The sequence below is a fragment of the Ruminococcus sp. YE71 genome, from assembly GCF_900119155.1.
GTDB lineage: Bacteria > Bacillota > Clostridia > Oscillospirales > Ruminococcaceae > YE71.
Window position 1 is genome coordinate 170664 of record NZ_FPIR01000005.1, and the last position, 25437, is coordinate 196100.

General features: G+C 54.1%; 27 protein-coding genes and 1 tRNA gene. 17 read left to right on the forward strand and 11 right to left on the reverse strand.

Annotation, left to right across the window (positions count from 1 at the left end):
- Window positions 1–48: 48 nt before the first annotated feature.
- The 10 genes from BT142_RS06615 to BT142_RS06660 form a co-directional block, all read right to left on the reverse strand.
- A complete protein-coding gene (locus tag BT142_RS06615) occupies window positions 49–1449 on the reverse strand; it encodes an MATE family efflux transporter (protein ID WP_072417416.1) in 1401 nt (466 codons plus the stop codon).
- A 464-nt stretch (window positions 1450–1913) separates the two neighbouring features.
- Window positions 1914–2519, reverse strand: a complete 606-nt coding sequence (locus BT142_RS06620; protein ID WP_072417417.1) for a pentapeptide repeat-containing protein — start codon at window positions 2517–2519, stop codon at window positions 1914–1916.
- Window positions 2520–2522: 3 nt separating this feature from the next.
- Window positions 2523–3152, reverse strand: coding sequence for a uracil phosphoribosyltransferase (upp, locus tag BT142_RS06625; protein ID WP_072417418.1), 630 nt, complete (start codon window positions 3150–3152; stop codon window positions 2523–2525).
- Between the two features lie 15 nt (window positions 3153–3167).
- Window positions 3168–4535, reverse strand: a complete 1368-nt coding sequence (locus tag BT142_RS06630; protein ID WP_072417419.1) for a uracil-xanthine permease family protein — start codon at window positions 4533–4535, stop codon at window positions 3168–3170.
- A gap of 12 nt (window positions 4536–4547) precedes the next feature.
- Window positions 4548–5084 (reverse strand): phosphoribosyltransferase family protein, encoded by a 537-nt coding sequence (locus BT142_RS06635; protein ID WP_072417420.1) that lies wholly within the window; start codon window positions 5082–5084, stop codon window positions 4548–4550.
- Between the two features lie 22 nt (window positions 5085–5106).
- On the reverse strand, window positions 5107–6465 hold the full coding sequence (locus BT142_RS06640; RefSeq protein WP_072417421.1) for an NCS2 family permease: 1359 nt from the start codon (window positions 6463–6465) through the stop codon (window positions 5107–5109).
- Between the two features lie 22 nt (window positions 6466–6487).
- Window positions 6488–7039: a hypoxanthine phosphoribosyltransferase gene (gene hpt / locus BT142_RS06645; RefSeq protein WP_072417422.1), complete on the reverse strand. Its 552-nt coding sequence runs from the start codon at window positions 7037–7039 to the stop codon at window positions 6488–6490.
- A 321-nt stretch (window positions 7040–7360) separates the two neighbouring features.
- Window positions 7361–7433, reverse strand: a tRNA-Ala gene (locus tag BT142_RS06650).
- Window positions 7434–7506: 73 nt separating this feature from the next.
- Entirely contained in the window at window positions 7507–8205 is a 699-nt protein-coding gene (locus BT142_RS06655; RefSeq protein WP_072417423.1) for a JAB domain-containing protein, read from the reverse strand.
- Entirely contained in the window at window positions 8198–8923 is a 726-nt protein-coding gene (locus BT142_RS06660) for a sporulation initiation factor Spo0A C-terminal domain-containing protein (protein ID WP_072417424.1), read from the reverse strand. The genes BT142_RS06655 and BT142_RS06660 overlap by 8 nt, the downstream gene beginning before the upstream one ends.
- Before the next feature lie 248 nt (window positions 8924–9171).
- Here BT142_RS06660 and BT142_RS06665 point away from each other — a divergent pair, with 248 nt between their 5' ends.
- The 14 genes from BT142_RS06665 (at window position 9172) to BT142_RS06725 (ending at window position 20067) form a co-directional block, all read left to right on the forward strand.
- Window positions 9172–9480 (forward strand): JAB domain-containing protein, encoded by a 309-nt coding sequence (locus tag BT142_RS06665; RefSeq protein ID WP_072417425.1) that lies wholly within the window; start codon window positions 9172–9174, stop codon window positions 9478–9480.
- 78 nt (window positions 9481–9558) lie between these two features.
- Entirely contained in the window at window positions 9559–9708 is a 150-nt protein-coding gene (locus BT142_RS19015; RefSeq protein ID WP_175444899.1) for a hypothetical protein, read from the forward strand.
- A 115-nt stretch (window positions 9709–9823) separates the two neighbouring features.
- Window positions 9824–10261 (forward strand): MarR family winged helix-turn-helix transcriptional regulator, encoded by a 438-nt coding sequence (locus tag BT142_RS06670; protein ID WP_072417426.1) that lies wholly within the window; start codon window positions 9824–9826, stop codon window positions 10259–10261.
- Between the two features lie 6 nt (window positions 10262–10267).
- Window positions 10268–12079 carry a 1,4-alpha-glucan branching protein GlgB gene (glgB, locus tag BT142_RS06675; protein ID WP_072417427.1) on the forward strand — a complete coding sequence of 604 codons (1812 nt, stop codon included), beginning with the start codon at window positions 10268–10270 and terminating at the stop codon, window positions 12077–12079.
- A 745-nt stretch (window positions 12080–12824) separates the two neighbouring features.
- A complete protein-coding gene (locus BT142_RS06680; RefSeq protein WP_072417428.1) occupies window positions 12825–13571 on the forward strand; it encodes a YdcF family protein in 747 nt (248 codons plus the stop codon).
- 3 nt (window positions 13572–13574) lie between these two features.
- The gene (locus tag BT142_RS06685) at window positions 13575–13964 is read left to right on the forward strand and encodes a hypothetical protein (protein ID WP_072417429.1); all 390 of its coding nucleotides are present in this window, start codon (window positions 13575–13577) and stop codon (window positions 13962–13964) included.
- Between the two features lie 113 nt (window positions 13965–14077).
- Window positions 14078–15556 carry a glycoside hydrolase family 43 protein gene (locus tag BT142_RS06690; RefSeq protein WP_072417430.1) on the forward strand — a complete coding sequence of 493 codons (1479 nt, stop codon included), beginning with the start codon at window positions 14078–14080 and terminating at the stop codon, window positions 15554–15556.
- Between the two features lie 122 nt (window positions 15557–15678).
- The gene (locus BT142_RS06695; protein ID WP_139182188.1) at window positions 15679–16155 is read left to right on the forward strand and encodes a hypothetical protein; all 477 of its coding nucleotides are present in this window, start codon (window positions 15679–15681) and stop codon (window positions 16153–16155) included.
- Window positions 16156–16385: 230 nt separating this feature from the next.
- Window positions 16386–17426 carry a DnaD domain-containing protein gene (locus tag BT142_RS06700; RefSeq protein ID WP_072417432.1) on the forward strand — a complete coding sequence of 347 codons (1041 nt, stop codon included), beginning with the start codon at window positions 16386–16388 and terminating at the stop codon, window positions 17424–17426.
- Window positions 17423–18421, forward strand: coding sequence for an ATP-binding protein (locus BT142_RS06705; RefSeq protein ID WP_072417433.1), 999 nt, complete (start codon window positions 17423–17425; stop codon window positions 18419–18421). Before BT142_RS06700 ends, BT142_RS06705 begins: the two co-directional genes overlap by 4 nt.
- Before the next feature lie 156 nt (window positions 18422–18577).
- Window positions 18578–19036, forward strand: a complete 459-nt coding sequence (locus BT142_RS06710) for a hypothetical protein (RefSeq protein WP_072417434.1) — start codon at window positions 18578–18580, stop codon at window positions 19034–19036.
- Window positions 19033–19473, forward strand: a complete 441-nt coding sequence (locus tag BT142_RS06715; protein WP_072417435.1) for a hypothetical protein — start codon at window positions 19033–19035, stop codon at window positions 19471–19473. The genes BT142_RS06710 and BT142_RS06715 overlap by 4 nt, the downstream gene beginning before the upstream one ends.
- Before the next feature lie 16 nt (window positions 19474–19489).
- Window positions 19490–19783 (forward strand): hypothetical protein, encoded by a 294-nt coding sequence (locus tag BT142_RS06720; RefSeq protein WP_072417436.1) that lies wholly within the window; start codon window positions 19490–19492, stop codon window positions 19781–19783.
- On the forward strand, window positions 19780–20067 hold the full coding sequence (locus BT142_RS06725; protein ID WP_072417437.1) for a hypothetical protein: 288 nt from the start codon (window positions 19780–19782) through the stop codon (window positions 20065–20067). The genes BT142_RS06720 and BT142_RS06725 overlap by 4 nt, the downstream gene beginning before the upstream one ends.
- Window positions 20068–20114: 47 nt before the next feature.
- Here the strand turns inward: BT142_RS06725 and BT142_RS06730 are convergent, their stop codons facing one another.
- Complete coding sequence (locus tag BT142_RS06730; RefSeq protein ID WP_072417438.1) at window positions 20115–21563, reverse strand: DUF6937 domain-containing protein; 1449 nt, start codon at window positions 21561–21563, stop codon at window positions 20115–20117.
- Window positions 21564–21766: 203 nt separating this feature from the next.
- Between BT142_RS06730 and BT142_RS06735 the strand changes: the two genes are divergently transcribed.
- Genes BT142_RS06735 through BT142_RS06745 form a run of 3 tightly spaced genes read left to right on the forward strand, consistent with a single transcriptional unit; the run spans window position 21767 to window position 25416 of the window.
- Window positions 21767–22369, forward strand: a complete 603-nt coding sequence (locus BT142_RS06735; protein WP_072417439.1) for a TetR/AcrR family transcriptional regulator — start codon at window positions 21767–21769, stop codon at window positions 22367–22369.
- A 15-nt stretch (window positions 22370–22384) separates the two neighbouring features.
- Entirely contained in the window at window positions 22385–23761 is a 1377-nt protein-coding gene (locus BT142_RS06740) for an MFS transporter (protein WP_072417440.1), read from the forward strand.
- Complete coding sequence (locus tag BT142_RS06745; protein ID WP_084659363.1) at window positions 23758–25416, forward strand: glycoside hydrolase family 36 protein; 1659 nt, start codon at window positions 23758–23760, stop codon at window positions 25414–25416. The genes BT142_RS06740 and BT142_RS06745 overlap by 4 nt, the downstream gene beginning before the upstream one ends.
- Window positions 25417–25437 lie beyond the last annotated feature (21 nt).

Consider the following 25437-nt stretch of genomic DNA (forward strand, 5'->3'; position numbering starts at 1 on the left):
ATCACCCTTGAACATCTTCTTGGCAAAGAGTTCTTCCCCAAAAACACCTCACCCGCTCTGCTCCACGGTTAAGTTTTTGAGCCAGCGTTCTTTTTTTAGCCAGAAGTGGAAGATCACTACTTTTACAACGTCGAGGAGTTTGAGGAAGAGATACATCAGCACGGGGCCGATGTTGGTGAGGAGTCCGAGGGCAAAGAGCATCGGCATCATGACAAGGATGGTTATTGCGGAATCGACGTATGCGCCCATCGCGGTGTCGCCGCCCGCCCTTGCGACCGCCTGCTGAGCGTTCATGTAGACCCACACGGGCATGAACATCGCCGTCAGCATGACGAGCTGGCGCGAGATGTGGATAGCGCTGTCGCTGAGTTTGCCGAAAACCAGCGGGATAATCAGCGTCGTTGCGAATCCGAACATCATCATGAACACGCCGAACACCATCGAGCCCGAGAGCAGCCGGGTCTTGTCCTGACGCGCTTTTTCGAGCTTGCCCATGCCGAGGGTCTTGCCGATGATGACGCCCGTCGCCGAGTAGATACCGCCGAAAGCGATAAAGAACAGGTTCGCGATGGCGAATCCCGCTGCCATTCCCGAGACGACGTCCGCACCGCCTCTGCCGTTGTAGATGGCGGTCGTGAAAGTCTCGGACAGCACCCACACCATCTCGCAGAACAGCACCAGCGAACCCTTCCGCAGTATTTTCGCGAACAGCCCGCGGTCGAGGTGCAGCAGCTTTCGGGGGCTGATGGCAAAAGCGGGTTTGGTGCGGATGTAGATGATGGTGAAGATGATGAGCTCGACCATTCTCGCGATTACCGTTGCAGTCGCCGCGCCGCGCACGCCCATTTTCGGGAAGCCGAGCCTGCCTTCGATGAGCAGCCAGTTGAACGCCGTGTTGGTCAGCGTCGCGATTATCGTGACGACCAGCGGAGTTTTCACGCGGCCGAGGTCGCGGAGCGAGCTTGCGATGCACATGGAGACCGTCATCGGCAGTCCCATGAAGAACATGATGTTTATGTACTTGACGCCCTCATCGAGGATCGCCGCCGCGTCGGAATTGCCGATGAGCATCAGCGACAGCACCTGCCTCGGGAAGACCACGCACACCAGCAGGTACGGCACGAATGCCGCCAGCCCCATGATGAGCTTGAAAAGAAAGGTCTGCTTCATGCCCTCGGAGTCGTCCGCCCCGAAAAACTGGGTCATGAAAATGCCGCCTGCCATGCAGATCGTGTTCAGATAGACCATGAACACGAAAAGCACCTGACCAGCCACGTTCACTCCCGACATTGAGATGTCGCCGAGTCCCGAGACCATGAAGTTGTCGATAAGCGATACAAGGTTCTGTATCAGCTGTTGAAGCATGATGGGTACGGCAAGCGACAGCGCACCCTTATAGAAATTCCACGAGCCGAACAGCGATGTACGGCTCTTTATTTTATGAGTCATATTTGTCTCCTGCATTTATATCTGTTTTCCGATAGGAATACGGCAGATAGGTGATAAAAGATATTATACAACAATCCGCCCCATAAGTCAATAATGAAATCTGCCGAATCCTATCGACATTTTCCCCGAAAAATGCGGCGTACTGCCCGAAGTTTTTTCTCTGGGGGAAACCTTTCTGAAGAAAGGTTCTCCCCTTGCCGTGCGTAGCTAAGGCGGACGTGCGTAGCTAAGGCGGACGTGCGTAGCTAAGGCGGCCCCCATTCCAAAGACTTTTAATATTGGGGGAAATTTGAGTTGAAGGAGGCGTTTGGCTGTAGCCGTTTCATGAGATATTTTCTGACTTATTTCACTAATTTGGTGCTAACCTCTAAATTATGCGGCTTATAAAAAATAATAAAGAAGAAAGAATAAGTAATAATGATCTTGGAAATGCCGTGATCGTTATTGTTATTCTTTCTTCTTTTTCAGATCTTTATTTTTATTCCGAGGAGACCTGCCAGCTCTGCCGCCTGGTCGTAGGAGACGGAGACGCCGCGGAGTTCGGAGAAGGTGTCGGAAACGAGTATCCCCGAGAGTTCGCAGTCGGAGAGGTCAAGACCCTTGAGCGGCGTGCCGAAAAGCTCGGTTCGGACGAATCTGCATCTGCCGAAGGTGGTGCGTTTCAGCTTCACGCGGGAAAATAGGGCGTTGGAGAGGTCGCATTCGGTGAGCTTTGTGTCCTCAAAGCTGCACTCGGAGAACAGCGCGTATGCCAGAATGCTCGTCCTCAGCTCCGTCTGTTTCAGGATGCTGCCTGTCAGTTCTGCGCCGTAGAGCTTGCTTCCCTCGACCGTGCAGCCTTTCCAGTAGCTGTCGGTCAGCCTGCAATTCGAGAGGTCGCAGTGAACGAACCTACAGTCGTAGAAACTCGCTTTCGAGAAGCCGCACTCAACGAACCTGCACCCGTCGAAAGTCACCGACTGAAAGTCGAGTCCGCTGCAATCGGCTTCGGTGACGGTGAGACCTTCAAATGTTCTGTCGCGGATCTCGCTGTCCTCGGAGCGAGCTTCGGCAATCTCATTCTCAAACATCGGTCACTTTGTACCGAAGATCCTGTCGCCTGCGTCGCCGAGACCCGGCACGATGTACGCGTTCTCATTGAGGCGCTCGTCAAGGTTTCCGACGTAGATGTCGATGTCGGGGTGAGCCTTTTTCAGCGCTTCAAGACCCTCGGGAGCGGCGATAACGCACATGAACTTGATGTTGTGGCAGCCCTTCGCCTTGATGAAATCGACCGCCTGGATAGCCGAGCCGCCTGTGGCGAGCATCGGGTCGGGCAGGATAACGAGTCGCTCGTCGATATTCTCGGGGAGCTTGCAGTAGTACTCGTGGGGTTCGTGAGTTACCTCGTCGCGGTAAAGACCGATGTGTCCGACCTTAGCCGAGGGAACGAGTGCGAGGATGCCGTTCACCATACCGAGACCCGCTCTGAGTATCGGCACGACCGCCAGCTTTCTGCCCGAAAGCATCGGCTGCTTGGACTCGGTGATGGGGCTTTTCACGCTGACGAGCTCGGTGGGCAGGTCGCGGAGAGCCTCGTAACCCATCAGCATCGCGATCTCCTCAACGAGGATGCGGAAATCCTTCGTACCCGTATTCTCATCGCGCAGCAGCGAGATCTTGTGTTTTATCAGGGGATGATCCATTATTACTACATTTGCCATATTAATCCACTCCTTTTATTTCTGCGGTTCGCTCCCGCCCTTTTTCGCGGAGAGCAAAAGATTCACGATCATGCCGAGGATAAGCGCGGTGGCTATCTCGGTCAGGGTCACAGCCCCGAAATTAAGACTGAGTCCGCCGATGCCTGCGATGAGTATCACAGACGCGGTGAACAGATTTCTGTCATTGTCAAAATCGACTTTTCCGAGCATTTTCAGACCCGATACGGCGATAAAACCGTACAGTGCAACGCACACGCCGCCCATCACACAGCTCGGTATCGAGTCGATGAACGCCACGAAAGGCGTGATGAAGGACAGCAGGATGCATCCTATCGCCGCCGTGATGATGGTGATGACCGAAGCGTTCCTTGTGATAGCCACGCAGCCCACCGACTCGCCGTAGGTGGTGTTTGGGCAGCCGCCGAATACCGCGCCGAACATCGAGCCGACGCCGTCGCCGAGCAGAGTACGCGACAGACCGGGGTCGGTCAGCAGGTCGCGGCCGATAACGCTGGAGAGGTTCTTGTGGTCGGCGATATGCTCCGCAAACACCACGAAAGCCACGGGCGTATATGCCACCAGAATGGTCAGGAAATAGCTGCTGTCGATGTCGCCGAGACCGTCTGCCGCCTTTATTACAACGAGGTCGGGCATACGCAGAAAGGTCGAGAGCGAAACGCCGTCAGCAAACATATATCTCTCAAACACCGAGAAGTCGATTATTTTCAGCGCGTCGATGCCTGCGGAATTGCCGATGGCGGTCATAACAGCCGCCGCCGCATAGCCTGCGAGTATACCGATGATGAAAGGTATCAGCTTGAGCATCTTTTTGCCGTACACGGTGCATATCATCGTCACGAAGAGGGTGATGATTCCGCAGACGATGGCGGCGTAGTTCGTGCCCTGAAGCTCCACAACGTCGGAGGAACGCAGGTCGCCGATCGCGTTGGAGGAGAGGGACAGACCGATTATCGCAACGGTAGGTCCGATGACCACGGGCGGCATCAGCTTGTTTATCCAGTCAACGCCCACTACCTTGATGAGTACAGCCAGCAGAACGTACACGAGACCCGCGCATATCGCGCCGAGAATGAGGCCTGCCATGCCCTGCGCCATCGATACGCTGCCTGCAAAAGCCGCGCTCATGGAGCCGATGAAAGCGAAGGACGAACCCAGAAAAACAGGGCTCTTGCGCTGGGTGAACAACAGATAAACGATAGTACCCACACCTGCGCCGAACATGGCGGCAGCAGGGGTCAGTCCGTTTCCGATTATGACAGGCACGGCGATGGTGGCAGCGAGTATCGCAAGCATCTGCTGTAGCGCAAAGGCGATAAGGCTCAGACCCTTCGGCTTGTCACCGACATCATATATCAGTTCCATAGAGCCTCCTTATCACTTCGGGAAAACGGGCAGCGTTTCGAGATAGATAATATCGCGTCTCTCGGCTGCGCTTCCCTCGGCGAGCACTGCCGCCTTGCCCGAAACGATGCCGCCTGCCTGCTCTGCCAGCTTTTCGAGAGCCGCCAGCGACTCGCCCGTGCTGATAACGTCATCGAGCAGCAGGACATTCTTATCTCTCATGAGCTCCGCATCGTCGGAGGAGAGGTAGAGGGTCTGCTCCTTAGCGGTGGTTATCGACTTGACCTTGACCGAGATAACGTCGGGCATATACACCTTCACGCTCTTTCTTGCAACGATGTACTTTCTGCCCGTCTGTCTCGACAGTTCATAGGCGATGGGGATGCCCTTCGATTCGGCGGTGAGGATAACGTCGTAATTGCCGCATCTTTCGGCGAGAGCCTCAGCGCACTTCACCGTCAGCTCAACGTCCGAGAACATGATGAACCCTGCGATATCGAGGTGTTCGTTGACCTCGCAGAGGCGCAGGTCTCTTTCAAGGCCTGCGATGTTTAACTGATAGGTTTCCATTTTCTTTTACTCCTGTCTTTTATCATAAGAATACGTATTTGAGCACGAACATTACCGCAAGAACGTACATCAGCGGATTTACCTTCTTTGCCTTGCCGCAGAACAGGTTGATAACTACATATGAGATAACGCCGAAAGCGATACCCTCGCTGATGCTGTAGAACAGCGGCATAGCGATGATACAAAGGTATGCGGGGATAGCTTCGGTATAGTTGTCGTCGGAGAACTTGATCTGGGGGATGGTGCTGAACATCAGGAAGCCTACGAGTATCAGCGCGGGGGCTGTAGCAAAGGCAGGGATGGAGATGAACAGCGGAGCGAGCAGCATTGAGAGCAGGAACAGGATGCCTGTTGTAAGAGCGGTAAGACCCGTTCTTCCGCCTGCGCCAACGCCTGCTGCGGACTCAACGAAAGTAGTCGTGGTGGATGTTCCGAGAACTGCGCCTGCCGAGGTCGCGATAGCGTCGGCAAGAAGCGCGGGCTTGATGCCGGGGAGCTTGCCCTCTTCGTCGAGCATATCAGCCTTTGCGGATACGCCGATGAGAGTACCGATGGTATCGAACAGGTCAACGAACAGGAACGAGAACACGATGACGATGAAATCGAGAACGTGGAGCTTGCTGAAATCAACGTTGAAGCACTGACCGAAGGTCTCTCCCAGCTTGGAGAAATCGGTCATGCTGAAGGACGGCAGCAGCGAGTAGTAGCCTGCCTCAGCGTCAACGCGGTAGAGACCGACGAGCTGGCAGATTATTCCGAGAGCCCATGTGCCGAATATACCTATAAGGATAGAACCGGGGACTTTCTTGATGTAGAGCACCGCCATCAGCATCAGTCCGATTATCGCGAGAAGTGCGCGGATGCCCGAGGTGTGGAAGTTGTCACGGAAGCTGACCAGCGAAACGAGTGTCGCGGAATCCACTGCAAGACCTGCGTTCTGCAAGCCGATGAAGGCGATGAAAAGTCCGATGCCCACCGATACCGCCTTTTTCAGCGAGAGCGGGATGCAGTTGAATATCGCTTCCCTGACGTTCGTGAGCGAGAGGATTATGAAGATGATACCCTCGACAAATACCGCAAGGAGCGCGGTCTGCCATGTGCAGCCCATGCCGAGCACGACAGTGTAGGAGAAGTAAGCGTTCAGACCCATACCTGCCGACAGCGCGAAGGGCAGGTTCGCCATCAGCGCCATGCAGGTAGTTCCGATAAACGATGCGATGCAGGTCGCGAGAAGGATAGCAGTGCTGTCCATGCCCGAAGCGCTGAGCACGTTCGGGTTTACGGCAAGTATGTACGCCATCGTCAGGAATGTGGTGATACCTGCCATTATCTCGGTGCGGACGTCCGTACCGTGTTCTTTAAGCTTGAATAGTTTTTCCATATCCTTTTTTACCGCCTTTCCGTCACTTTATCTCGTATTCCGCGATGTAGGGAAGATTTCTGTAGTATTCACCGCAGTCAAGTCCGTAGCCGATGACGAACTTATCGGGGATAGTGAACAGCGAGTAGTCGGCTTTAAGATCGACAACGCGTCTTTCGGGCTTGTCGAGAAGGGTCAGCAGCTTGAGCGAGAGCGGCTCTCTGACATTGAGCAGCTTCACGATCTCCTTGAGCGTTCTGCCCGTATCGATGATGTCCTCGACGATGACCACATGGTACTTGCTGATATCGTGCTTCAGGTCCATGGTGATCTCAACGTTGCCCGAGGAGCTTGTGCCCTCGAAGTAGCTTTTTGCGGACATGAAGTCGATCTCACAGGGGATCGAAACGGCGCGGCTGAGATCGGCAAGGAAAATGAACGCGCCCTTGAGCACGCTGACGAGCAGCAGCGGTTTACCCTCATACTCGCGGCTGAGCATCTCGCCCGCCTTCTGGATCTCACGCTTCAGTTCCTCCTCGGAGATAAGCGTTCCTTTGATGTGACTGTCGAACTCTTCTTTGCTTGTCATCAACATAAATTCCACCTCATTAAACAGAATTTTCGCAGCGCGATTTACATATAAATAGAATATTTTCTGTATTATAACATATTTCGACCGCTATGTCAACATAACACCGCGGCTTATTCAGAATTTTTACAAGCTATCCATTTGAGGAAAGATTTTCCGTAATTTTTGTTAACAGTTGTACAAATTTACCATATCGTCACCAAAATGTGATAATATGCTATTGCTTTACAACAAAAAATGTGTTATAATATAAAATGTTGACGGGTGAACGTTCCGACAGAAAAACAAAAACCCCGCGGATGATACCGCGGGGTAAAAATACGAAAATGGAGCATAGGGGATTCGAACCCCTGACCCCAACACTGCCAGTGTTGTGCGCTACCAACTGCGCTAATGCCCCATTACGCATAATATTATAACATAACAGATCATCGGTGTCAAGACAGCGGCAAATATTTTTATTTTTTAACCAATTATATCACGCCGCCGTCCATCAGTATCTCGATGTAATTCGGCTTGCCGAGCACGATGCCTACGCCGTCCTTTCCGACTGTGTAGTGACAGATATGCTCAAAGCCGAGGAGTTTCAGCTTTCCCGCGGTGTATTTCGCGGCGCTGACGTCCGCACGGGACGGCTGACATGAACTGTTCGGGTGGTTATGAGCGAGTATGTAGCCCGTACTCCCCTCCAGCAGCGAAACGGCGCGTTCGTAATTGAATTGCACCATTATCTCGCTTCCCTCAGCCATCCTGTGGCAGGCGGTCAGCAGCTTCCCTTTCACGGGGAACAGGTACAGCACCTCACGGCGCTCACAGGTGAAGAGCGCTCTGAGTAAGCCCTCGACCTTCTTCCCGTCGGAGATGTTTATCGGTAATGGATACCTTTCAAGAGCGGCGCGTTTGAGCGTCCTCGAAAGGAAGATAAGATTCTCGGCTTCAAGCTCGGTAAAGCCTGCTCTCAGCAGCTCTTCGGGCAGCGCACCAAGCGTTCCCTCGACGCTCCCGAAAAGCGCAGTACAGGAACGCGCAAGCTCCGCGGCACGGTCGCCGCCGATAATACTGCCGAACAGCACTGCAAGGATATCCTGCTCGTCGAAACCATCAAAGACTGAGCCGTTCTCCGCGAAACGCTCTCCGAGAGCCTTTATTATACCATTATCGGGCTTATCCATTATACGCCTCCTTTACGCAGGTACCGTCAACAAACAGCTTCTCCCTGAGCGAGCGCTTGTAATGCGCGACCTCGGCTGCAAGGGTGTTCGCCACCGCAAACAGGAATTCCTTGTTGGTAGGGGGTGTTTCCCTCCCCGCAAACGCCGCGCCGAGATACTTAGAGATGTTCTCACTGTCGGCCCGTCCCCACGAGCTTCTGACCGCAGTGCGGATGCTCCTCTCCACAGACGCCGCCGACACGAAGTACTTCTTTGCAACACGCGGATAGACCGACTTGCTCAGCGCATCGTGACTGTTCAGGTCGGACATCATCAGCGAAACGACTATCTCCCTGATATAGCCGTAGCCGATGTAATTCGGCGTGATGCACAGCTCCGACAGCGCCGCTGCGGCGAGCTCACCGCAGTAGTCGTCAAGCTCCGTGAAACGCAGTCTGCGCTTCATTAAGATATAGCCGAGACTGCTCATCACCTTGCCCGCAGCCGAGCCTGCGTCTGCATTATCGCTCACCATGACTATCTCGGTGCTCATGCCGAGACGGCTGATGTCCTTCGTGAGCCTGCCGAGCCACGGCTGATTCGCGGCGACTATCATCACGGGTTCGAGCATGACCAGTGCTCTGAAAACTTCCGTGTACGCGCCCGTGCAGACGAACGGGCATAACCCTTCTTCAACGAGCTTGGCGGACAGCACCTTTTCAAGCTCGGGTCTTACCATGATAAAAACTGATTCTTGCTCCACAACACATTTACCCTCTGTAAAATATAGCGATATTATATCACTTTTTTCCACAAAAATCAAGAGGATGGATGGCTTTCGGCGCAATTCGTTGTTATTATTAAAAAATTATCTTTTATATATAAATTTAACAGCAAATTCACCAAATTATCTTATTATGTCAATGTGTGATTTTAGCTTTTATAATCTTATTAACTTTACACAAAATTAAATTCAGAGGTGTTATTATGTCAGTAATAAAGAATTTACACTTAGGTCACAGACGCAGGATGCGTGAGAGGTTTATTAGTTCCTCCCGTCAGCTCGGTTCCTTCTCCGACCACGAGGTCGTTGAAGTGCTGCTGTTCAATTGCAGCCGCAGAGGGAATACCAACGAGACCGCTCACGAGCTGATAAACCGATTCGGCAGTATCAGCGGAGTGCTCGCAGCCGACAGCGGCGAACTTATGGGAGTCAGGGGCGTCGGAAGTCAGACCGCTTCATTCCTCAGCATCTGCGGTGCATTGAAGGACTACCTGTACCCTGCCGCGGATTGAAGGATTTCACTTGACATTTCTTCAAAAATGTGGTATAATCATTACACAAAGAAATGACGCCGAAAGGAGATTACCGTTATGAGCGCGTACAGCAAGAAGAAATCATTCTGGACTTTACTCGGAGCACTCATGCTCGTTATCGCATCCACCGCTTTCCTCGTGTACAAGTACTACGATGACAAGGCACACTACGAAAAGTGGAAGGATTACGAAGAGTGCGGCATCTGATGCGGCAATATCGGCGCGGACTTCGGTCTGCGCCTTTTTTATGCCTGCGCGATGTTGACAATTTCAGGCAGATGTGTTATAATACCTAACAGTATTAGTTTATTCGGAGGTCAGAATGGAAGTCAGAGATACGACCGAGGCTTTTCTTGAATCGGTAAGGGATACATATATGAGCAGCAGAGTCAACGGCTCGGCTGACTATTTGCAGGGTGAGTGCAGACTGCTGTCGATGCTCAGCTTTGAGCCGGACAGAAAAAAACAGCCTGGAGAGCTCGCAAAGACTCTCGGGGTCAGCACCGCAAGGATCGCCTCGATACTGCGCACTCTTGAAAAGAAGAATTACATCACCCGTGAGACATCCGCCGAGGACAAGCGCAAGGTCTACGTCGAGATCACCGACGAGGGCAGGCAGTATCTTGAGTCGAAGAGGACGAAGGTATGCGGATTCTTTGATATGATATTCTCGGGTCTCGAAACGGAGGAGAGGGATGAGTTCATCAGGCTTATCCGCAAGCTCTCCGAGACCTCAGGAAAAGCCGATATGAAGGAGTAAAGTAAAATGGACAAGAGCTATTTTTTTGAAGGACGTATGTTCGACGCTTATGAATATCTCGGAGCACACCCTACAGAAAAGGGTGTGTATTTCTGTACCTACGCACCTAACGCGCAGAAGGTCGCGGTGGTCGGCAGCTTCAATGACTGGTATCCCCATCAGCTTTTCTGCGAGGACGGCTTCTGGTCGGGTGAGGTCGAGGGGGCAAAGGTCGGCGACCTCTACAAGTACGTCATTTACACGCGCAGCGGCGAACAGGTACAGCACAGCGACCCCTACGGCTTCGGGATGGAGCTCCGCCCTCAGTGGGCTTCGGTGGTGCGCGACCTGAACGAGTACAAGTTCACCGACGGCGAATGGCTTTCAAAGCGCGACAAAAATTACAACAAGCCGCTGAACATCTACGAGATGCACGCAGGCTCATGGAAGAAAAAAGGCGAGGGCGAGACCGACTGGTACACCTACGACGAGCTCGCAGAGATACTCATACCCTACCTGAAAGAGCACGGGTATACCCATGTCGAGTTCATGCCGCTCTCCGAGCATCCTGCGGATATTTCGTGGGGGTATCAGAACACGGGTTTCTATGCGCCTACAAGCCGCTACGGCACGGCGGCACAGCTCATGGAGCTCATCGACAAGCTGCACAACGCAGGGATAGGCGCGATAATGGACTTCGTGCCCGTGCATTTCGCGCTGGATGACTACGCCCTGCGCAATTTCGACGGCACGCCCCTCTACGAATACCCCGATTCTGACGTGGCTATCAGCGAATGGGGGACCTGCAATTTCCTGTTCAACAAGGCGGCTTCGGCGGTGTTCATGCAGTCCTGTGCGAACTACTGGCTCGAAAAGTACCACTTCGACGGACTGCGCATGGATGCTATCAGCCGCGCTATCTACTGGATGGGCGACCCCGCACGCGGCGTCAACCCGAACTCGGTCGATTTTCTGCGGAGGATGAACGGCGCGTTGCAGAATATGCACCCCGACTGTATGCTCATCGCGGAGGATTCCACCGCCTTCCCGAAGATAACCGCACCCGTCGAGTACGGCGGTCTCGGCTTCGACTACAAGTGGGACTTAGGCTGGATGAACGACACCCTCAACTACTTCCGCACGCCCCCCATCATGCGCAAGGGAAATCATCACCTCATCACCTTCTCGATGGCGTATTTCTACAACGAGCTGTACCTGCTGGAGCTGTCCCACGACGAGAACGTACACGGCAAGGCGACGGTGGTGCAGAAGATGTGGGGCGAATACGAGGACAAATTCCCGCAGGCGAGGGCGATGTACACCTATATGTACACCCATCCCGGCAAGAAGCTGAACTTCATGGGCGGCGAGTACGCACAGTTCAGGGAGTGGGACGAAACGAAGGAGCAGGACTGGTTCATGCTGAAATATCCGCTCCACGAGAGTTTCGACCGCTACATGAAGAAGCTGGGCGAGCTTTACAGGACGCTGCCTGCGCTGCATAACGGCGAGTATGACCGCAGGACATTCAGATGGCTGATGGCGGACAATTCCGACCAGAATTTCTTTGTATATCTGAGATGTGCGGAGGGTCAGACGGTGTTATGTGCGTTCAATTTTTCGGGAAGTGAGCAGACGGTAAGGATAAACGCATCCGAGCCGTGGGTACTGACTCCCCTGCTCCATTCGGATGAAGAGACGTACAGCGGAACGGTAAAGCATGAAGATATAGTACCGATAGAGACGCATAAGGACATTGACGGCGAGGTATTCAACCTCACCCTGCCGAAATTCTCGGCAGAGCTGTTTGAAGTAACCAATCAGACCCCAAACAAATAAAGCGTGTACGCCAGGGAATAAAAAAGTTTAGGAGGGGGTCTGGGGGAGACCCTTTTCAAAGGGTCCCCCCAGCAGGGGCTCGGGGACAGAGTCCCCGCCCCCGAGAGGTCGCTCTGCCCCGTAAACACACAAAAATAATAATTCAAACATAAAATCGGCAGATCCCGAAAAACGTCCCAAAAGGCGCGATATGAAAACCCATATCCACCCTGACGTGAACGAAGGATCTGCCGATTTTATTTTGGCGAGAGAGCGAAGCGATTCGAGCCAAACCCCAAGCGAGGGCAAGCCCTCGCCAAGCACCCGTACTCCTTCCCCAAAAGCTCATGCCTCATCGGCAGTCAACGCTGATATACGGGAGAGTGTTTTTTATCCGCGGGTGTGCGTTTTCGGGAGATATGAGAAAGAGAGTGCCCGCTTCGACGGTTTTGGAGGTTTACGCTCATGTGTATGCTCGTTCGCTGCCGCTCACTTCGCGCAAAGGAAGAACAAGCCGCTCGAATTTTTGTGGCGGCTGTTTGTTTGGCGGCTCACGGCTTGATCTTAATGGGGCTCTGCCCCATGCCCCGCCAAAGGGGGAGACCCCCTTTGGAATCCCACTTCGCTAACGCGCGATTACGGGGTGGGTGTGTTTTGGTTTTTTCTTATTTTTTCATATTAAGAAAAAAATAAGAAAACCAAAAGATTTTTCCCGATTGATATGTCCGCTGTGATGTGCTATAATATTACACGGAGGACAAAACATATGAAAATAAAGAAATATCTTCGCTTATTGCTCCTGATACCCGAATTCCTTCTCCTCGGTATCTTCAACGCCGCCGCTCCCATCTACAATGAGGGCAACATCTCGGCAATAGCCTTCATAATTGTGCTGATGTTCGTCACTGTCTGCTTCGACGGCTTCGCCGCACTTTGGAAAACAAAGGTCGGAAAAGCCGTGCTCTCGGCAGTGATGGCACTCACGGCGGCAGGTTTTCTCTACGCAGGAGTGCTCTCGGGTCTGATGTACAATGCCATGACCAACACCCCCGAAGACCCCAAAGTCATCGTCGTGCTCGGCTGTCAGGTGCAGGGCACACAACCCTCGCGGATGCTCGCAAGACGGCTCGACGCGGCCTTCGGGATAATGCAGGAATACCCCGACGCTCAGGTCATAGTCTCGGGCGGCCGCGGCAGCGGCGAAGCCATCACCGAAGCCGAATGCATGAAAAAATATCTCACGGCAAAGGGCGCTGACCCCGACCGCATAATCACCGAGGACAAGTCCACTTCGACTGCCGAAAACCTGCGCTATTCGCTGGCGCTGACCGACGAACGCGACATCACCATCGTGTCCGACGGCTACCACCAGTACCGCGCTTCACTTATCGCAAAGGCTGAGGGCGCGGAGTCGGTCACCGCCATAAGCGCGGATACCGAAAAACGCTTCCTGCCCACCTACTGGGTGCGCGAATGGCTCGGTATCACACACTTTTTCCTGCTCGGGAGGTAGAACATGAGAAAACTAACGAAGATCGCGATCGGTATATTCATAACGCCTTTTGTGCTGATAATGCTGTACATCGGGTTCGAGATAGTCGGGATGGCGGTAAACCACTGCACCACCGAACGGCAGACCAAACGCCTTACAGCCTACATAGAGGAGAACGTCGCCGACGCCGAGATACGCGATGCACGCTCCTTCACAGGCAACACGGGCAACGGCAATCACGTTGACTGCGTTTCGGAGGTGGAGTTCACTTCGGAGATCGGTCACGACGAACTCGACCGCGCACTTGAGGGCTTTCTCAAGGACTCCACCCTGCGCATCTCCGAAAAGGACGGCGTTTACACCGTCGGCATGACAGTTTCGGCTCCTTTCCCCGATAATATCGAGGGTCACTGAGATATTTGTGTTGACATTTTCTTACGGACGTGCTATAATGATATGACGCAAAACCGCACAATACCGTATGTTGTGCGAATATAATACGATCATATGAATATAGGAGAACCGCTATGAGATACTCAAACCCCGTCATTTCGGGATTCTACCCCGACCCGAGCGTCTGCTTCGCGGACGGAAAATACTACCTCGTGTGCAGCTCGTTCCAGTACTTCCCCGGTGTGCCGCTGTTCGAGAGCGACGACCTTGTGAACTGGACGCAGACAGGCCATGTGCTGACCCGTCCCGAACAGGTCATGCTCGACAAGATCAACAGCTCGGGCGGTGTGTTCGCGCCGACCATACGCTTCCACGAGGGGCGGTTCTACATGGTCACGACCAACGACACCACTCATGAGAATTTCTACGTCTACACCGACGACATCCGCGGCGAATGGAGCGACCCCATCACCGTCGATCAGGGCGGCATCGACCCGTCACTGCTGTTTTGCGACGGGAAATGCTACTTCATCAGCAACGGCTCGGACGACTTCGGAGACAGCGGCGTCGTGCAGTGCGAGATAGACATCGCCACGGGCAAAAAACTCTCGGCGAGCAAGTGCATCTGGCACGGCTCTGGCGGGCGGTATCTCGAAAGCCCCCATATGTACCACATAGGCGAATGGTTCTACCTGATGGCGGCGGAAGGCGGCACAGAGTACGGACACATGGTGACCTGCGCACGCTCGAAGAACGTGTGGGGACCTTTCGACGGCGACCCGCGCAATCCCGTCCTCACCAACCGAAACAAAGCGCCCTTCATCATTCAGGGCATCGGTCACGGCGACCTGGTGCAGGACAGATACGGCGAGTGGCACATCCTGACCCTCGGATTCAGGCAGATTCATATGTGGCAGCCCTACCACCATCTCGGACGCGAGGTGTTCCTGACACCCGTGCGGTTCGGCGGCGATGGCTGGTTCACGGCAGGTCTTGACGGCACCACCGACGAGGAATACGACATCAGGGGCGAATTCGCTCAGAGACCCCTGAAAAAATACACCTTCGCTTCCACCGACCGGAACATCGACTGGGCGTACCTCAGAAAGCCCGACCCCGCGAACTACGAGCTTGACGGCAGCCGCGCCGTGCTCCACGGGACGGGCGTGACGCTGTTCGACACCGACTCGCCGACCTTCATCGCGCTGCGTCAGAAGGAGTTTAAGTTCGAGATGTCGGTGAACGTGCGGATAAGCGGCGGCGGCATCGGCGGAATCACCGTCTACCACACCGAGAGCGAGCACTACGACCTGTATATCTCACAGTGGTCAGACCACTGCGAGGCGGAGCTGAGGCTGAACATCGGCGGCATCTCCGAGACGAAGAAGGTGCGCATCGGCGGCAGGAGCGCGAAGCTAATCGTCAGGGCGGACGAGTTCGGATACGAGTTCTTCGCAGAGAACGAGAGCCGCACCGAACGGCTCGGATACGGTCAGACAAAGTTCCTCTCCAGCGAGGTCTGCGGCGGCTTTACTGGCGTGATGCTCGGGCTCTTCGCAGTCGGGAACAACAACACCGCCGAGTTCACCGACCTGTCGATAGAGTACAAATAAACGTACACAAAGCGGCACTGGCAGCCGCTTTGTTTTTTTGCCCTGTAACTATATGAAAACGGAGCGGACAGGACGGCAGACCGTATCAGACGGATGCGTGATGACATTTTCCGCAGCTGTTTATGGGGGAAAAGCCTGCTATGGGCTGCATACTGCTTATAAACGAACTTGACGAAAATATTGTTTACACCGATTCGAGCTTCACTCACGGAAAGCTGACAGGCTATACGGAAGTGATACCGAAAAGCATTATCGTTCCTCAGCCTGATGGTTCAAACCATGTCTATGCATCCTCGGGCTTCTGCACGGGAAGCAAGAGAGACAAAGCGCTGATCGGCGTTCAGGCAGTACTTACATTCAAGGGCAGCACCATGGGAAAAGAATTCAATATCGGATTCGATTGTCCTCTTTCGAGCCTGTATGTCGATAACAACTGCTATTGTTCTGTCGGCGGTTCGGCTGAAGATGCGGCTAAAAAGACAGACGATAACAACAATCAGGAACGGACAGATGAAAAGGATGGCTACGGCATAAGCATAAAGTGTAATTCGGGCTCGGGTTCGGCAGCGTATTATATCGCCCGTATCTGCAAAAAGTAATTCCCCGATCTTATATATGAAGTGACCGAAAAGTGATCTCTGATGATCTGATACTCCGCAGGATTTTTTCCCTGCGGAGATATTTTTTTAGGAGCTGTGTGATAATGGAATATACTGCGAAAAACCCGATAAAGCACGAAAAACGGGAAAGTTAATATTATGTGCTTGAAAATGCTTCGGCTTTGTGGTATAATACATAGTGAAATCCAGACGAAGGAAAGAGAATGCACATGAGATACAAGATAGGGGTCATGCCGTTCGGGCGGGTGTTCACCGTTCCGTGCGCTGCCGAAAACTACATAAAAGTCGCAGACCCGAAGTTCTGCAAAGTCCTGATAGCGCTGATGTGTACCGACACAGATATTGCCGACACAGACGAGCTTGCCGCACGCTGCGGTCTGACCCCTTCCGAAGCCGAGGACGCGGTCATTTTCTGGAGCACCTATGGAGTTATTTCCGCTGCCCCCGAAAACGGCGAGCCGATAAAGCAGGTCACCGCCGAGCCGCAGCCTGTTCAGACCGCGGAGCCTGTTCCGCAGGCACAGCCCGTCGTGCTGACCGAAGCTATCGACCCGATGAAGAATACCGCCGCCGCAAAGTCAACGGTCAGGTATTCGCCGAAAGACTTAGCGCAGAAAGCCCGTGAAAATACCGAGCTCGCGACCCTATACGAAGAGGTGCAGAAGATATTCGGCAGGACTATCAATACCACCGAAACGGCAGGGTTCGTGAATCTGTACGAGTACTACGGGTTCTCGGTGCCGTCGATACTCATACTGACACGCTTTGCGCATGAGCACGGCAAGGACAGGATAGCCTACATCGAGTCGGTCGCGAAGGACTGGCACAGCAGGGGCATAGTCGAGTACGGCGCGGTCGAGGCCGAGATAATCAGGCAGACCGAAGCGAACCGCATCGACGAGAAGCTCAAACGCGTTCTCGGGATAGAGGGCAGCCTGACGAAAAAACAGCTGGAATACTTCGCGAGGTGGAGAGAATGGGGCTTCGACGTCGAGACCATCGACCTTGCGGGACAGCGCTGCCGTGAGAAGAAGAACCGCTTTGAGCTGGGGTATACCAACGGCATCCTCAAGCGCTGGCAGGAGGAAAAGCTCATGTCCGTCGAAGCGGTCATCGCCAGCGAGCTGAGATTTGAACAGGAGCGTACCGACAACGCCCGCAGCGATACTTCATATGACGTGAGCGGCTGGGAGGACATGGCTCTCACCCTCGACCCGTCACTGCTCGGCACTGAGGAGGGTAACCGATGAAATATACACACAACGCCATCGTAAGGGCGGAAGAGATAGTCTCGGAGCGCAGGAACGCCGCTCTCGAAGAGGCGGAAAAGCGCGAGAAATACATCTTCGAGAAGCTGCCCGAGGTCAGGCAGATGCGCGAACAGGTCGCAAATTCCTATCAGAGCCTTATCAGGGTGATAGCTTTCCGCGACCCCGACGCCGCGAAGAAAGCCGAGCTGATAAAGGAAAAGAACCTGCGCACTCAGGAGAACATCCGACTGCTGGTGGGACAGCTGACGGGCGACCCGAACTTCCTCGAACCCCAATACACCTGCCCGAAGTGCAGGGACACGGGCATCATCGAGGGCGAACGATGCAGCTGCATACTGGAGCTGATGAAGAACTTCACGGTGCAGGAGCTGAACACCCGTTCGGCTATCGCTCTGCACGACTTCTCGGAGTTCCGCGCCGAGTTCTATGAAGGGACGGATATGCAGAACAAGATGCGCAGATGGGTGGATTTCCTCTGCAACTACTGCCTGAATTTCCCCGAGGACAAGCGCTCGATACTGATGATGGGCGGAACGGGGCTCGGAAAGACCTTCCTCTCGGGATGCGTTGCGAAGGCGCTGGCGGACAGAGGGTACGAGGCGGCTTTCGGCTCGGCGTTCGATTTTCTCAGGCGCATCGAGGACGAACAGTTCGGCAGGAGCGAGGGCGACACCCTCGACTCGCTGATAAATGCAGAACTGCTGATAATCGACGACCTGGGCGCGGAACAGCAGAAATCGGTCTACGAGACCTACCTCTACAACATCATCAACAGCCGCGTCAATCTGCGCCGCCCCACCATCATCTCCACGAACCTCGACACCAAACAGCTCGAACAGCGCTATCATGAGCGAATAGCTTCGCGGCTGATGGGGTGCTTCATACCCATCGTGTTCATGGGCAGGGACATCCGTCAGCAGATAGCACGTCAGCGGTTTGCAAGACCGAACGGGGCGAACAATCCCGATCAGTGACAAATCTCACACGAAATCAATGACATCCGTCACCGCGAAAGTGACGGATGTTATCTTGTTTTACGGGGAAAAATGTGGTATCATTAGTGCAAGGAAGAGAGAAAGCGGCGGTCACAGCACCGCTCTTACGGCGAAAGCACTTTGGGAGGGATCATTATGAATGAACTGAAAAGATCCGCACTTACCGCACTCGCATATTCGGCAGTCTGCTCGCTGACTTCATGGGCATATCTCGTTGCCTATGCTTACGATTTTTCGCTCAACAGCGATGCGGACTTTTTCATCTGGATAGCGTTATTGATAATGATGGCACTCGGCTACCCGTTTGTCGAACACAAGATGCTGGGCGACAGTGCCGACCGAAACGACAGACTGCGCTTCGGCGTGCTGTTCTTCACGCTGTCGGTGCCGCTCTCACTGATAAACTTATTTATCGGAGCGAATCTCATCTTTAACGTCTTCTACCCCGAGAGCGCACAGCACGGTTTTCTTGCAGGGATAGAATTTGCCATAGTCGCCCTGTTTCACGAGCTGATGTTCGCGGCGGCGATAGTGGTAAGGCTGATATGGGCGTTTATCGTTCATATAAAAAGATCGGGATGTGCGGCAGTATGAATGTAAAGAAAGCGCTTGTACTGACCTGCGAGGCTGTGCTGTTCGCAATACTCACCTGCGAGCTTTTCCGCGACCTGAAGATACACGGCGGTTTTGCAAGTGTGGGAGCCTCGGTGATCCTGATGATAATCATCCCGACAATGCTGACGTACATTTTTTTGAGGATATGGATGACGAAATTCAGCGGCACTGCACTGATTATCGCAGGGATAGCTGACAACGCATATTTATCCCCCGTATCTGCACTGACGGTCAAAGGCATGGACAGCGGGTATAAATTCCTCTACATTCTCACGATGTTCCTGCTGAATATGCTCCTGCGGATAAAGGTGCTTGAAACGGACTTCGGGAGCCATGCAGATATGAAAAAGGTCTTGATGTGGTCGGTCATAGCGATGATACAGGCGGCAGGACCGGCGATAGTGCTGACATCATGAACTGAAAGGAGCGCTTATGAAAACCATCAACAGAGAAAAAATATTCGACATGGCCGCCCGTGCGCCGTGGATAACTGCCTTTCTTTACGGACTTTACTGTGCGGCGGCAGGGTGCGGCTTTTCGATAGCCTTTGCACCGCTCCACTCATACTACGGACTTGCAGGCTTTCTGCTCGGGGCGGCAGGGATGATCTTATGCCTGTTCCCGTTCTGCATCGCAAGCATAGTTTACATGGCGGTCAGCGCTGTAAAGAATCACAGGGAAAACCGCCGCAGAAAACGAATATCCGAAAAGGAGAGATCATTATGAAAAAAGAGTTCAACGTATCGAAAGCTATATTCCTCATTTCGCTGCTGTATTACGTCGGTCTGTTGGGATACGCCGTTTACTGCTCCCATGCAGGCGTGGATTCGGGCTGGGCGATGCCCGCCATGAGCGACGGCTCGAAGGATTACGGCATCGAAGCATTCTGTAGCGGCATCGCCATCGGCATAATCTTCACCGCCGAACGCTTCCTGTTCATACCCATCTATCAGGCGATATACCTGATAGTCTGTGGCATCGGCAAACTCATAAACAGAAAAAACAAGTAAAGCAAACGACCCCGAAGTCAAAACACTTCGGGGTCGTCTCTTTTTTATTATCTGCGGAGCGCCAGTTCAACGACCTTGTAAGCGCCGTCATAGGTGCCCTGCGACTTAGCCTTTTCGATGTTGCCGCACATGAAGCGGAGCATGGTCGGGTCGCGCTGGAGAGACTTCAGCATCGAGGAGATGTCGCGCATGGTGTCGCACTCGAAACTGCCGTCGCCGAGCTCGGCGGCACGCACCGCTCCCCACGCCTCGTGACCGCCGACGCGCTTTATCATCAGCTTCGGGACGGGGTAGAACGCAAGCTCGCTGGGCTTTGTGATGAGCACGTCGCAGGCGCGCATCAGCAGGTTTGTCGAGTACACCGCCGCGAAAATGTCGCTGTGGCAGAAAACATGGATGCCGTCGAGCGCACCGTCGAGAGCCTCCTCGGCGAAAGCGGCCGTGGCGGAGAAATCGTCGGCGTGCTCGGTGGTCATGCAGCTGATGTCGGGCAGCAGCTTGCGGATACCGTTCCATGCGTCGCGGTGGTCGCCGAGGTTGACGATGAGCGCCGCCCTGCGCTTGCGGATCGACGGCAGAAGCTGGCGGATTATCATCGCGAACATCTCCTGCTGAGCGCCTGCGCCGCCGATGGTCAGCAGATAGCGTCTCGGAGCGCCCGACTCAAGCCTTGCGAGCCTGCGGGCGTTGTCGGCTTCGATGTTCGATACGAGCTCGTGGTCGATGTAGTGACCCGTGTACTTTATCGCCTCGTCGGGCATGGGACGTAGACTGCGTTTCTTGTCCATGCCGCGGAGCACCTTGTAGCCCATGTAGGCGCTCTGTGTCTGCACCGTGTGTACCGAACCCTCGGCAAGGTGCAGAGCCATCGGCCAGTTGTCGGGGACGACGTTCACGACGTTGGTGAGCCCTGCGTGTACCGCGCCCTGTGCAGGCCATACGTGGGTCGCCGCGAAGGGTATGTCCTTCGGGAAGTCGCCGTACAGACCCGTCATCAGCTCGGTCATCTTCTGGTCGGCGGAGTTGTAGCTCAGCTTGCGGAAGCCCTCGCTGTTGACAGGCTCCCAGACCAGCTTGTTGAACAGAACGCTCTTCTGTGAGATGCGCGAGCCCAGTGAATAAAGGTCGTTCTGAGAGGATATTATAGAAGTGGCGGTCGTGCCTTTGAAGGAGTTCAGGTCGAACCAGTACGGGGTCAGACCCATCGAGTGTGCCGCCGAAGCTATCGCCATCGAGATGCGGTAGTGACCGAAGCCCATGCGGATGTTGCCGATGATGATGCTGTTTTCGGTGTCGATGGAAAGGGGCTCATCGGACAGCACAAGATCCTGTATACCGAGGTATCTGCCGACCGTGCCGTTGGGGACTGCTTTCAGATGATAGCCTGCGTTCCTGTCGTCGCCGTATTTCTTCACGAAGCCCTTTGCCTTTTCTTCCGCCTTTTTCGCGTCGCGGGGGCTTACTCTGTTTCCGAAAATGACCTTTGAATTGTCCATGCCGATACCTCCATATCAATTTCAACAAAAATAGAGCCGAATTTTTAAATTTCTTTAAAACGTCTTGACAAAATAAACGGGGTGTGATATAATTTATACCAGAGTGATAGTCTGACTATCACCTTGATATTAAGTCTATCACAAAAAGGGGCATTTGTCAAGTGGATTATCAAAATTTAATAAAAAATGTAAAAAACGACCGAATGGACGCAGCAGTTGCCGCCTGTGCGAAAATGCTGCTCGAAAGAGAGGTCGCATCTATAAAAATGACCGACGTCGCCGATGAATGTGATATCGGCGTGGCTTCGCTCTACCGCTATTTCGGGACGAAATCGGCGATGGTGCTGAAGGCTGCCTGCCTTATCTGGCGTGACGTAAGACAGCTTTTCGACGGCGTGTTCGAGTGCGATTACTACGAGGACAAGACGGGCATCGAACAGCTGCACGAGCTGATGAAGGTCTTTCGGGTGCTGTACCTTTCCCACGGGGATTTCCTGCGGTTCGTGGGCGACCTCGACCGCTTCGTAATAAAAAACAAGGTGCCTGCCGACGTGCTGACAGAGTATCAGGCAAGCCTGCTGAACTTCTATCCGCTGTTCGAGAGCGCATTCGCGAAGGGCGTGAACGACGGCACGGTCAGGGACGATGTGGACTTCCCGACCCTGTACCTGGCGGTGACCCACGCGATGATGCTCATGGGCGAGAAATTCTCACAGCCAAGCGTGTTTGAAAACGAGAACGTAACTTCCGAAAAGGAGCTCGAACTCATGATAGATATGGCGATAAGCTACGTTTCGGCAAGATAAAAGGAGGGTATGCTGATGAAAAAAATAACCAACAAGGTACTGCTGCAATTCGCAGTGGGTCAGCTGGGCTGGTCGATGCTGTCGGGCATCGTTTCAAACTGGCTCGTGTTCTTCTATATGCCCGAAAAGACCGAGCTTGATGCAGGTCAGAAGATTTTCATCACTCAGGGCAGCGTGCTGCTGGGACTGACGGTCATCGGCATAATCACCGCCATCGGAAGGCTTTTCGACGCTGTGACCGACCCCTACATCGCATCAAAATCCGACCGCTGCCGCCACAAGGACGGCAGACGCATCCCTTTCATGAGGGCTATCGCCGTGCCTTTCGCGGCTGTTACGGTGCTGATATTCATGTCGCCTGTGGGCGGCACTTCCAAGGTGAACGACCTTGCACTCCTCGTGACGCTGCTGCTCTTCTACCTGTTCATGACCATCTACTGCACACCCTACAACGCCCTGCTCCCAGAGCTGGGTAAAGACCCGAAAGACCGCATCAACGTATCGACCTACATCTCGGTGACCTTCTTCTTCGGAAGTGCGATATCCTACCTTGTACCTAATATCGCAGGCTTCTTCCGCAGCTCGCTGGGCTACGCTAATTCCTTCCGCGTGACCATCGGCATACTCGCGGCAGTAGCGGCGATATGTATGCTGGTACCCGTTTTCACCATCAGGGAAAGCGACTACGTTGACACCACCCCGTCCGAGACCCCCGCTTTCAAATCCCTCGCAAAGACTTTCTCGAACAAGGAATTCCGCAAGTTCGTTTACTCGGATATCTTCTACTGGGTGGCGCTCACCATGTTCCAGACGGGTCTTTCCTTCTACACCGTGACCCTCATCGGACTGAAATCCGACAAGGTGTTCATACTCTTTGCGACGATGACGGCTATGAGCCTTGTGTTCTATCTCCCCGTCAACATCCTCGCGAAAAAACTCGGCAAGAAAAAGCTCGTTATGGGCGCATTCATATTCTTCAGCTTCGTGTTCCTGTTCACGGCGTTCGCAGGAAAGCTCGGCATGGGCAAGATGGCGAACGGCCTTGCGATTGCCGTGCTCGCTTCGATACCAATGGCGGTGCTCGGCATACTTCCCCAGGCTATCGTCGCGGACGTTGCGCAGGCTGACGGCATACAGACAGGCGAGAGCCGCGAGGGTATGTTCTTTGCGGCAAGGACCTTCGCCATGAAGATGGGTCAGGCACTTGCAATGGTGCTGTTCACCTCTATAAAGGGCATCGGTGAAAACGGCTTCGGTCTCAGAGTGACCGCCGCGGCTGCCGCAGTACTCTGCCTTATCGGCGGACTCATCCTCGGACTCTACAAGGAAAACAAGATCATCGGGATACTTGAAAACAACAGCAAAGAGACTTCCACGAAGGAGGCAGAATGATGAACACACCCGACGGATATTCCGCAAGGATAAGACTAAACGGCATAACCTACAGCTTCCGCGGAGAGCTTTCCTGCGACAGTTTCAAAGCTAAGCTCACCACCAACGAGGGCAGGATAAGGCTCGTTATCGAGCCGCTCAGAGAGCTGATCTTCGAGGAGCTGACGGTCAGCGCCGATATAAATATCGAGCGCGGACAGCGCATCTTCATGAACGGCTATCAGTCCTGGACGGACAGCCGCGAGTTCGAGCCCCACGAGAAAATGCGCGGACTTCACGGCATACCTGCGGCGGCGGTGAAAAAGTACAGCTTCGACCGCTACGGCGACTACGGGTTCGTCAGATACCCGAACAAGGCGGGCGAATTCCACGGCTTCACCTACGCTTACCTCAAGGACGGCGGAGATTATCTGCTGTTCGGCTCGGCGGACGAGAGCATCGGCTTCACGCTGATAAGGCTTTCGGTCTCGGGCAGGCGGGTCAGCTTCTCACGGGAATGTGAGGGCGCGGTGTTCTCTCAAAAGTTCACGGCGGTGGACATCGCCGTTTTGCAGGGCACGGACAGCGAGGTCTTCGACAGCTGGTTCGGCATCATGGGCATCACACCCCCTGCCGCAAAGCCCCTGCGCGGCTACACAAGCTGGTACAGGCACTATCAGAACATCAGTCAGGAAAAGCTGTCCCACGACCTCGACGCGATAGTCGCAGACGGCGCGGAAACGGATATTTTCCAGATAGACGACGGCTACCAGACAGCGGTCGGCGACTGGCTCTCAGTTGACGACGAGAAGTTCCCCGACGGGATGGCTGAGATGAGCCGAAAGATACACGAGAACGGGCTCCTGTCGGGTCTGTGGCTGGCACCCTTCGTCTGCGAGGAGGACTCGGAGATATTCCGCGAGCACAAAGGCTGGCTGCTCCGCGGCAGCGACGGCGAACCCGTCAGGGCTGGCTGCAACTGGTCTGGAAGCTACGCCCTCGACTTCTACAACGAGGAAGTCCGCCGTTATCTCAGACACGTATTCAGCACGGTGCTGGGCGAGTGGGGCTTCGACCTGGTGAAGCTGGATTTCCTGTACGCGGTCTGCATCATCCCTCAGCTCGGCAAGTCGAGGGGGCAGGTCATGAACGAAGCGATGGATTTCCTGCGGGAGTGCGTCGGCGACAAGCTGATACTCGGCTGCGGAGTTCCCCTCGCGTCGGCTTTCGGACGGGCAGACTACTGCCGCATCGGCTGCGACGTGGGTCTCGACTGGAACGACAACCCCGTTATGCAGATGACCCACCGCGAGCGCGTCTCCACCAAAAATTCCATGCTCAACAGCGTTTTCCGCAGACAGCTCAACGGCAGAGCCTTCCTGAACGACCCCGATGTTTTCCTGCTTCGGGACGACGGTCTGAAACTCACAGGCTGTCAGAAACAGGCGCTGACCGTCGTGAACAATCTCTTCGGCAGCGTGTGGTTCACGTCCGACGACGTGAGCAGCTACTCCGAAAAAGCGAAACGCACACGCCACTCGGGCGAACTCATGCGTAAGGCAGAGGTCATCTCGGTGGATACGTGCGGAGGCGATGTTGACATCGACATCAGGCTCGGCGGCAAGCCCGTGGGACTGACCCTGACCGCCGAGGGAATGCTGAAAAAGCGCTACTAAAGAACTCTACTATACGGATTT

Coding starts and splice junctions, on each gene's coding strand:
- BT142_RS06615 (WP_072417416.1), bottom strand. CDS start 1,449: ATGACTCATAAAATAAAGAGCCGTACATCGCTGTTCGGCTCGTGGAAT.
- BT142_RS06620 (WP_072417417.1), bottom strand. CDS start 2,519: ATGTTTGAGAATGAGATTGCCGAAGCTCGCTCCGAGGACAGCGAGATC.
- upp (WP_072417418.1), bottom strand. CDS start 3,152: ATGGCAAATGTAGTAATAATGGATCATCCCCTGATAAAACACAAGATC.
- BT142_RS06630 (WP_072417419.1), bottom strand. CDS start 4,535: ATGGAACTGATATATGATGTCGGTGACAAGCCGAAGGGTCTGAGCCTT.
- BT142_RS06635 (WP_072417420.1), bottom strand. CDS start 5,084: ATGGAAACCTATCAGTTAAACATCGCAGGCCTTGAAAGAGACCTGCGC.
- BT142_RS06640 (WP_072417421.1), bottom strand. CDS start 6,465: ATGGAAAAACTATTCAAGCTTAAAGAACACGGTACGGACGTCCGCACC.
- hpt (WP_072417422.1), bottom strand. CDS start 7,039: ATGTTGATGACAAGCAAAGAAGAGTTCGACAGTCACATCAAAGGAACG.
- BT142_RS06655 (WP_072417423.1), bottom strand. CDS start 8,205: ATGGATAAGCCCGATAATGGTATAATAAAGGCTCTCGGAGAGCGTTTC.
- BT142_RS06660 (WP_072417424.1), bottom strand. CDS start 8,923: ATGGTAAGACCCGAGCTTGAAAAGGTGCTGTCCGCCAAGCTCGTTGAA.
- BT142_RS06665 (WP_072417425.1), top strand. CDS start 9,172: ATGTCAGTAATAAAGAATTTACACTTAGGTCACAGACGCAGGATGCGT.
- BT142_RS19015 (WP_175444899.1), top strand. CDS start 9,559: ATGAGCGCGTACAGCAAGAAGAAATCATTCTGGACTTTACTCGGAGCA.
- BT142_RS06670 (WP_072417426.1), top strand. CDS start 9,824: ATGGAAGTCAGAGATACGACCGAGGCTTTTCTTGAATCGGTAAGGGAT.
- glgB (WP_072417427.1), top strand. CDS start 10,268: ATGGACAAGAGCTATTTTTTTGAAGGACGTATGTTCGACGCTTATGAA.
- BT142_RS06680 (WP_072417428.1), top strand. CDS start 12,825: ATGAAAATAAAGAAATATCTTCGCTTATTGCTCCTGATACCCGAATTC.
- BT142_RS06685 (WP_072417429.1), top strand. CDS start 13,575: ATGAGAAAACTAACGAAGATCGCGATCGGTATATTCATAACGCCTTTT.
- BT142_RS06690 (WP_072417430.1), top strand. CDS start 14,078: ATGAGATACTCAAACCCCGTCATTTCGGGATTCTACCCCGACCCGAGC.
- BT142_RS06695 (WP_139182188.1), top strand. CDS start 15,679: ATGGGGGAAAAGCCTGCTATGGGCTGCATACTGCTTATAAACGAACTT.
- BT142_RS06700 (WP_072417432.1), top strand. CDS start 16,386: ATGAGATACAAGATAGGGGTCATGCCGTTCGGGCGGGTGTTCACCGTT.
- BT142_RS06705 (WP_072417433.1), top strand. CDS start 17,423: ATGAAATATACACACAACGCCATCGTAAGGGCGGAAGAGATAGTCTCG.
- BT142_RS06710 (WP_072417434.1), top strand. CDS start 18,578: ATGAATGAACTGAAAAGATCCGCACTTACCGCACTCGCATATTCGGCA.
- BT142_RS06715 (WP_072417435.1), top strand. CDS start 19,033: ATGAATGTAAAGAAAGCGCTTGTACTGACCTGCGAGGCTGTGCTGTTC.
- BT142_RS06720 (WP_072417436.1), top strand. CDS start 19,490: ATGAAAACCATCAACAGAGAAAAAATATTCGACATGGCCGCCCGTGCG.
- BT142_RS06725 (WP_072417437.1), top strand. CDS start 19,780: ATGAAAAAAGAGTTCAACGTATCGAAAGCTATATTCCTCATTTCGCTG.
- BT142_RS06730 (WP_072417438.1), bottom strand. CDS start 21,563: ATGGACAATTCAAAGGTCATTTTCGGAAACAGAGTAAGCCCCCGCGAC.
- BT142_RS06735 (WP_072417439.1), top strand. CDS start 21,767: ATGGACGCAGCAGTTGCCGCCTGTGCGAAAATGCTGCTCGAAAGAGAG.
- BT142_RS06740 (WP_072417440.1), top strand. CDS start 22,385: ATGAAAAAAATAACCAACAAGGTACTGCTGCAATTCGCAGTGGGTCAG.
- BT142_RS06745 (WP_084659363.1), top strand. CDS start 23,758: ATGATGAACACACCCGACGGATATTCCGCAAGGATAAGACTAAACGGC.